The 7,868-nt window shown below is 45.1% G+C and carries 4 protein-coding genes; 1 reads left to right on the top strand and 3 read right to left on the bottom strand.

What is annotated here, in order from left to right; genetic code table 11:
• Window positions 1–333: 333 nt before the first annotated feature.
• Together Q7J27_00565 and guaA are read right to left on the bottom strand one after the other, a co-directional pair.
• Window positions 334–1,623, bottom strand: coding sequence for a citrate synthase (locus Q7J27_00565; GenBank protein ID MDO9527633.1), 1,290 nt, complete (start codon window positions 1,621–1,623; stop codon window positions 334–336).
• A 244-nt stretch (window positions 1,624–1,867) separates the two neighbouring features.
• Entirely contained in the window at window positions 1,868–3,406 is a 1,539-nt protein-coding gene (gene guaA, locus Q7J27_00560) for a glutamine-hydrolyzing GMP synthase (GenBank protein MDO9527632.1), read from the bottom strand.
• 760 nt (window positions 3,407–4,166) lie between these two features.
• Between guaA and Q7J27_00555 the strand changes: the two genes are divergently transcribed.
• On the top strand, window positions 4,167–7,142 hold the full coding sequence (locus tag Q7J27_00555) for an insulinase family protein (GenBank protein ID MDO9527631.1): 2,976 nt from the start codon (window positions 4,167–4,169) through the stop codon (window positions 7,140–7,142).
• Window positions 7,143–7,194: 52 nt separating this feature from the next.
• Here Q7J27_00555 and Q7J27_00550 read toward each other — a convergent pair.
• Window positions 7,195–7,868, bottom strand: a 674-nt coding sequence (locus tag Q7J27_00550; GenBank protein ID MDO9527630.1) for a hypothetical protein, incomplete at its 5' end; no start/stop codon positions are given.

Below are 7,868 nucleotides of genomic sequence, written 5' to 3'. Positions count from 1 at the left end.
CAAAGATTACACGGATTACTCTAATCACTTGAAGTGCGATGCGAAATCTGCAGGGTTTAATGCCCCGCTGCTTGCGGTGTGGTAGTTCATTGAGAAGAACTGTTTTTCACGGTGAGGATTATGCTGGGGACAAAATTTTGCTAATTTTACATTTAATATAACACCATGTAAAATACAGAGAGTATCCCCAAAATAGACATTGACCCTTCCAGCGCAGTAGGACAGGCGTCCCGCCTGTCCATAATGGTGAATCGCTTAGACAGCCGAGACGGCTGTCCTACGGGATGGGGAGGACAGTCTTTATTTTCAATGTCTATTTTAGAGAGTATATCTTTAGCCTCTTTCGTTTAGTGGCATATAATCCCTCTTTTTAGGCCCAACATATACCTGACGGGGACGATGAAGCCTGGTTACGGGATCCTCACGACCTTCCTTCCACTGACTGATCCACCCGGGAAGACGTCCTATCGCAAACATTACCGCAAACATATTGATTGGTATTCCAAGAGCACTCAGGACAATTCCACTATAGAAATCCACGTTGGGGTAGAGCCTGTTATCAATCAAGTACGGATCCTTCAAAGCAGCTTCTTCCAGTCTCTTCGCTACATCAAGGAGAGGATCATGTCGTTCAATCTTATCCAGAACTTTGTCTGCCATCTCTTTCATGATTCGAGCCCGTGGGTCATAATTTTTATAAACCCTGTGGCCGAATCCCATTAAAAGAAACGGGTCGTTTTTATCTTTTGCTCTGGCTATGAACGGCGCAGGGTCTCCACCGGCGTCATGAATTTCTTGAAGCATTTCTACAACAACCTGATTAGCTCCTCCGTGCAGGGGTCCCCACAAAGCGCTGATCCCCGTGGAAATAGCCGCGTACAAATTGACACGAGCACTCCCTACCATCCGTACGGCGGATGTAGAGCAATTCTGTTCATGGTCGGCATGGAGAATCCAGAATACATTGAGGGCCTGCACCATATCATCATCGATGACATAAGGGCGGACGGATGAATCAAACATCATGTTTAAAAAATTGGCACAATAACTGAGGTAGCACGATGGATACACTACCGGAAGACCCATGGAAATTCTGTAGGACATAGCTGCCAGAGTCCTCAGCTTGGACAAGAGACGGGCAAACATTTTTTCGATTTCATCCTCTTCCGATGTCTCGGGAATCTCAGGATAAAACGCACGTAAGGCATTCACCATCGACGCAAGGATACCCATCGGATGTGCCCCCTTAGGATAACGTTCGAAGAAATGTCTCACATCCTCATGGACGAGTGAATGATCATTCAGCATAATTGAAAAACTGTTAAGCTCATCATTCGTCGGCAGATCACCATTTATTAAAAGATACGCCGTTTCAACGAAACTGGACTGTTCTGCCAGTTGCTCTATGGGGATGCCCCGGTATCTTAAAATCCCCTTTTCCCCATCCAGGTACGTGATACTGCTACTACAACTGCCGGTGTTTCCATAACCCGGGTCAAGAGTTATCAAACCCGTCGCTTTAGAAAGGCTGGAAATATCGATCGCATTATTCCCCTCCGTAGATTCAACTATAGGCAACTCATATGTTTTACCATCAACAATCAATTTTACTGTTTTTTCCATAAATTCACTCCTTTATTAAATTTTATGCTCTCTTTTCTCCCTTAAAAGTAAAAAGGCAGTAAAAAGTGACGACTCAATAAAAACACCTTACCTTATTGTCCTTATTATCCCTCATAATTTCAAGCTTTTATTCTTTCCATCCGAGGACCGATTCTTAGACGAGTATTTCACTTATAATACTTTTTTCCAAACCGAGTGACGGAGCATTTTCTTGATATCTGTTCGCTTGGACATATCTCTAATTTTATTCCCATTCTATCGTGCTTGGCGGTTTCGAACTGATATCATATACCACTCGATTCACGCCGCGGACTTCGTTTATAATCCGCGAAGACATTCTTGACAGAACATCATGGGGGAGTCTTACCCAATCCGCCGTCATACCATCAAGACTTGATACTATCCTGAGGGCGACCACATTTGCATACGTTCGTTCGTCTCCCATAACTCCAACAGTCTTGACCGGTAACAGTACGGCAAAAGCCTGCCACACATCTTCGAAACCTTCGTAATTGAGTATTTCTTCCTTGACGATGCTGTCGGCATGACGGAGCACCACCAGGCTTGCCTCAGTAACCTCACCGATAATCCGCACAGCCAGGCCCGGACCGGGGAACGGTTTTCGTTTCAAAAGCTTGTCTGGAAGTCCTAACTCTTTGCCTAAAATCCTCACTTCATCTTTAAAAAGTTCTTTCAGCGGTTCGATCAATTCAAACTGCAAATCTTCAGGAAGTCCCCCCACATTATGATGACTCTTGATCGTTGCCGATGGTCCTCCATGGGCGGAGCGGCTTTCGATAACATCCGGGTAGAGGGTACCCTGTGCCAGAAAGTCTGCATGTTGGATATCTTTTGTTTCGGCCTGAAATATTCTGATAAACGTTTCTCCGATTATTTTTCTCTTCTCTTCCGGGTCAGTTATCCCTTCCAGGGCATCCAGAAATTCCTTCTTCGCATCGACAATAGTAATATTCAGGGGATAATCGTCTGTAAACATGGAATCAATTTCATCGACCTCACGTGCCCTGAGCAATCCGTTATCCACAAAAACCGCTTTCATCCGGTCGCCGATGGCACGGTCGATAAGCGCCGCCACAACAGAGGAGTCAACCCCGCCGGAGAGAGCACAAATAACGCTTGAATCGGCAACCTGAGATCGTATCCTTTCCACGGATTCTTCAACAAATTTGCTCATGGTCCAGCCACCCCGGCAGCCTGCGACATGGTAAAGAAAATTCCGAAGTATATCCATTCCCTGAAGCGTGTGAACTACTTCGGGATGAAACTGGACTCCGTATATCTTTTTGGCATCGTTACCCATCGAAGCAATAGAACAGGCAGCTGTTTGTGCCAGAATTTTAAAGCCATCGGGTACGACCGTCACATGATCGCCATGACTCATCCAGACGTCAAGCCGATAATCCAATCCTTTAAAGATTGATGCCGTATCGGATACATCCATTTGAGCCGGTCCATATTCGCCGCTCCTCCCCTTCTTCACGGTGCCGCTCAACAACCGTGCCAACAGTTGCATCCCGTAACATATACCGAACATCGGAATATTGAGATCCAGGATGCCCTCATCGAACCCGGGACGCTCCGGTTCGAGAACGGAAGCAGGTCCACCGGACAACACCAACGCTTTCGGATTCAGCGTCATCAGCTCATCCTTTGTAATTGTATGATGAACTATTTCGGAATATACACCAAGTTCTCGTATCCTTCGCGCGATAAGTTGAGCATACTGTGAACCGAAATCAAAAACGGCAACCAATTCTTTCATGCGTTAACCCCTGCTCCTCTCTTTTTTTTCATCAGTTCGACAAAACGACCGAACAGATGTCGGGGATAATTCTGTCCACCTTTAAACTCTGCATCAGTAATTGAATCAATTCTTATGATTTTTAGACGTTTCAGTGCCGATCCCGGCCTCTCCTCCAGGACGGTTCAACCGTAGCATTTTTGTTTTTCGCTATACAAGACTTTTCACGTCTTCAATGCCTGGAAGAAACCCGTTTTCTTTCTCGTAAATACTTATAATTTTATCCTCCAAAACAGATTCTCGTAATTATATGTTTTAGTTGTCGCTGTATGCCACGCAGAGCAACCCCTATAGTAGTACGCAATTATGATGCCATCACGTTAAAAAAATTAAAAGAAGCATATAGTAATGATATTATTAGGTATACTTAGACACAAAACGACAAGAGAGAAAAGTGCCCCCGCCAAACAATCTACATAATTGTAGAATTAACAATGAAGACCTACCGATATGTGCAAGAAAAAATACCTTTTTTGGCCTTGAATTAACAATCTTAGGAAAGAAATCAAAACTTAAAAAAGTCTTCAACTCATGCTATAAAGATAATCATAACAGCCAACGATCACTTTGTCCTTTTCGGTAACATTAAATTATGAGTCAACGGTTATTGACAATCTCGATAAATTTTAATGATAATCAACGGGGTTCTGTGACGCTCCCTGCCTACAAGGCGGGGTTTGCGGGCACGCTCCCCGGTCAAAATCGATAAAAAAGGGGGGAAATGAACAAGCTTAAATACTGTCCCGAACCAACACTCAAAACCGGTGAAAGAAAGCATGGCTTTCATGTACTGAGGATTGAACAGATACCCGATATAAGGGTTACGGCATACGAGATAGAACATGTTAAGACCGGTGCCAAGGTCCTCCACCTCCATGGTGACGATAAAGAGAACCTCTATTCCATTGGGTTCCGTACTCCTCCCGAAGACTCAACGGGTATTGCGCATATTCTGGAACACTCTGTCCTCGCCGGTTCTGAAAAGTTCCCGTTGAAAGATGTATTCAACGAACTGGCCAGGGGGACGCTCCAGACCTTTATCAACGCCTTCACCTATCCGGACAAGACGATTTATCCTGTTGCAAGTCAGGTCCGGTCCGATTTCTTTAATCTGGCACGAGTTTACACTGACCTCGTATTGAAACCGCTTCTTTCAAAAGAAACCTTCAATCAAGAGGGCCACCATCTGGAATTTGAAGATACTGAAAAGATTGAGAGTGACCTCAAAATCTCAGGGATTGTATACAATGAGATGAAGGGAGCATATTCTTCTCCTGATGCCCTTATGTACAAGGCAATCCAGAAAAACCTCTATCCGAATATCACATATGCCTTTGATTCAGGAGGAGACCCTGATGTGATTCCATCTCTTACCTATGAACAGTTAAAGAAATTTCACCATACCTACTATTCACCAACAAATGCCCGTTTTTTCCTCTACGGGAATATTTCTACAGAGGATCACCTGGTTTTTTTAAAAGAGATGTTGTCCGGCTTTGATTATGTGCAGGTCAATTCCGACATTGAAACTCAAAGGCGGTGGGAAAAACCATACAGAAAGCATGGCCTATATCCCATCGGGAAGGGAGAGAACCTTAAAAGAAAGACCACAGTAAATATGGCGTGGATGATGACAGAAAATACCGATCATGAAACCGTGCTTCTTCTAAAGATTGTATCCGGAGCACTGATCGGTAGTGCGGCGGGGCCGCTTCGCAAGGCCCTGATTGATTCAAACCTTGGCGAAGACCTCTCTCCCGTGACCGGCCTTGAGCAGGACCTAAAACAGGTTGCATTCGCTGTGGGGATTCGAGGAACTGATCCCGACAAGTCAGAACATATTGAAGAATTGATCCTTGAGACTTTGCAAAAGGTGGCAGAGACCGGTTTTGAACGGGAGGTGATTGAAGGTGTGCTTCACCGGGTGGAATTTGGCGGCAAAGAGATCGTTCGCAACCGGATACCGTACGGCATTACACTTATGGGAAGGGTTTACCATACCTGGCTTTACGACGGTGACCCGATGGTCGGCCTTAAATTCCCTCAGACAATAGAGAAAATCAGAAAAAGATGGGAAGAAGAACCCCGGCTTTTTCAGAAAGTTGTTCAGAAATGGTTTATCGACAACCCTCATCGACTTCTCTCAATCATGGAACCGAGCCAGACCTATACCGGGGAAAGAGAAGCCGCATTCGGAAAAAGGATGTCTCGATTCAAGGCTTCACTTTCGCCAAAGAAACTGGAAGATATTAGAAGCAAGTCTTTTTCGCTCAAAAAGACGCAGATGGAACCGGACACACCTGAGGCACTGGCTACGCTGCCAAGACTGGATTTAGAAAATATACCTCGAATTACAGATAAAATCCCAACTGAAGAAACTACAATTGCAGGAATTGCCGCACTACAACATGAAATCTTTGCAAATGGCATCGCTTATCTTGATATCGCCTTTGACGTCTCCGATATTCCTGAAAATCTGCAGCCCTATCTCCCTCTCCTGGGAAAGCTTACCGCCGGCATGGGCGCGGCGGGTCTTGGCTACGAGGAAATGGCACGGCGGATTACTTTGAACACAGGGGGGCTCTGGCACAATCTCACAGCAGGTATGACCACAGATGGAAAAGACAACTGGCAGAAGATAATCTTCAGGACAAAGGCGCTCCACCGAAACGTGCCCGATGCCGTAAATATCGTTTCAGACATATTGACGGAAGGAGATCTCTCAGATGAGGAACGCATGCGGAACCTGATCCTGGAGGCCAAAAACAATTTACATTCTGCTGTGATTCCCTCCGGTCATCTCTTTGCACACCGGACTGCCGCCGCAGCACTTTCCACACCGGCATATCGCGATGAACAGTGGAACGGAAGGACACAGCTTAAATTCCTGAAAATGATCTCCGAAGGGTTCGGAAACCGGAAAGGAGAGCTTTCTAAAAAGCTCTCCCGCCTGCAAAAGAGGATCTTCCGGAAGGAGCGGCTCACTCTGAACCTGACGGGAGATTCCGAAGGAATTGATCTCATTATTGAAAGTATAAAAGGTCTGGCAGGGCGACTGGCCGGTGGCGGAAGTCGAGGGGTTCCTTCTATTCCCGAATTGCACTCGAAATACCGCGGTGTTGCCATACCCGCACAGGTCTGTTATGTGGCAAAGGTCTTTCCGGCGCCGACATATTCAGATCCACTCTCGCCAACCCTCATGGTCATGGCACGGCAACTCTCAAGCAGTTATCTCTATAAGAATATCAGAGTCCAGGGCGGGGCATATGGCGGGATGTCACAGTATGACCCGATGTGCGGCAACTTTTCATTCCTCTCATACAGGGATCCCCACTTAGTTGAAACACTGAAGGTCTATGACGGCGCCGTCTCCTTTATATCAGGAAACATAATTAAAGCAGAAGAACTTGAAAAAGCAATTATCGGCACCATAGGATTGCTCGACAGGCCGATGGACCCATCAGGCAGGGGATACATAGCTATGATCCGCAACTTTGCGGGCATTACTGATAAAGATCGTCAGAACTTCCGCAATCGTGTCTTTGAAACATCAACAAAATCCCTCATCGAAGCAGCCGATCGTTTTTTAGCACCAGCGGAAGAGTCATCGTCGGTTGCAGTGTATGCGGCATCCGAACGTCTCAGTAAAGCGAATGAAACCCTGGTTCCGAAACTTGAAATCGAGTCATTGGCGTAATATAGAATTGGAAATGTAAAGAGAGGTTTGCAAGTTTTCCATCAAAAAGAACTTAATGCCTTGACAAAAACCCTTCATTCCTCCTGTACCACAGGTTGGGAAACAATTTATATAAAAGCCTTGACATCAATCCGATATATTCCTTATCCCTCCTGTCAAACTGGCAGGCCTGTATTACTTTTTCTTTAATCTCCTCCCTGGTGCCACCTTCGTTGAATATTTTATAGGCACAGTCAAATAAAGGGCTATACATATTCTTCTTCTCAAGATATCTATATACATTCCTGATTGTGTTGGGACCTTCGGGAGTTCCATCAATTTTACTCATCACATTGATATCTGTCTCTATAGGATTTTCGTTGAATAATTCGTAGAAAAGTTTACCATATCTATAATTCTTACTTGCCTCTGAAGAAACGGTAACATACAGATCTCCTACCCCTGCCTGTCCGTAAAACGACTGGAAACTTCCACCCAGCAACTTCGACAGCGATCTTATCTCAACACCTGACCTGGCAAATATCGTCCCGGGAATAGAATTTCCAAGTTTTAAACAATCAGCAACACCCTTTTTATTTGCCACTCTATTTTTAAGTGCTCCGCATGCTTCGACACCTACAACATCAGAATTATAATACGATGTCAATTCACTCCTGTCGCACCTTATTATTTCAGATCTTACGATTTTTGACATTTTTCTACTTCCGGCAACAGTTACACATACAG

The sequence above is a fragment of the Syntrophales bacterium genome (assembly GCA_030655775.1).
Taxonomy (GTDB): Bacteria; Desulfobacterota; Syntrophia; order Syntrophales; family JADFWA01; genus JAUSPI01.
This window is presented reverse-complemented; position numbering and strand designations above follow the sequence as displayed.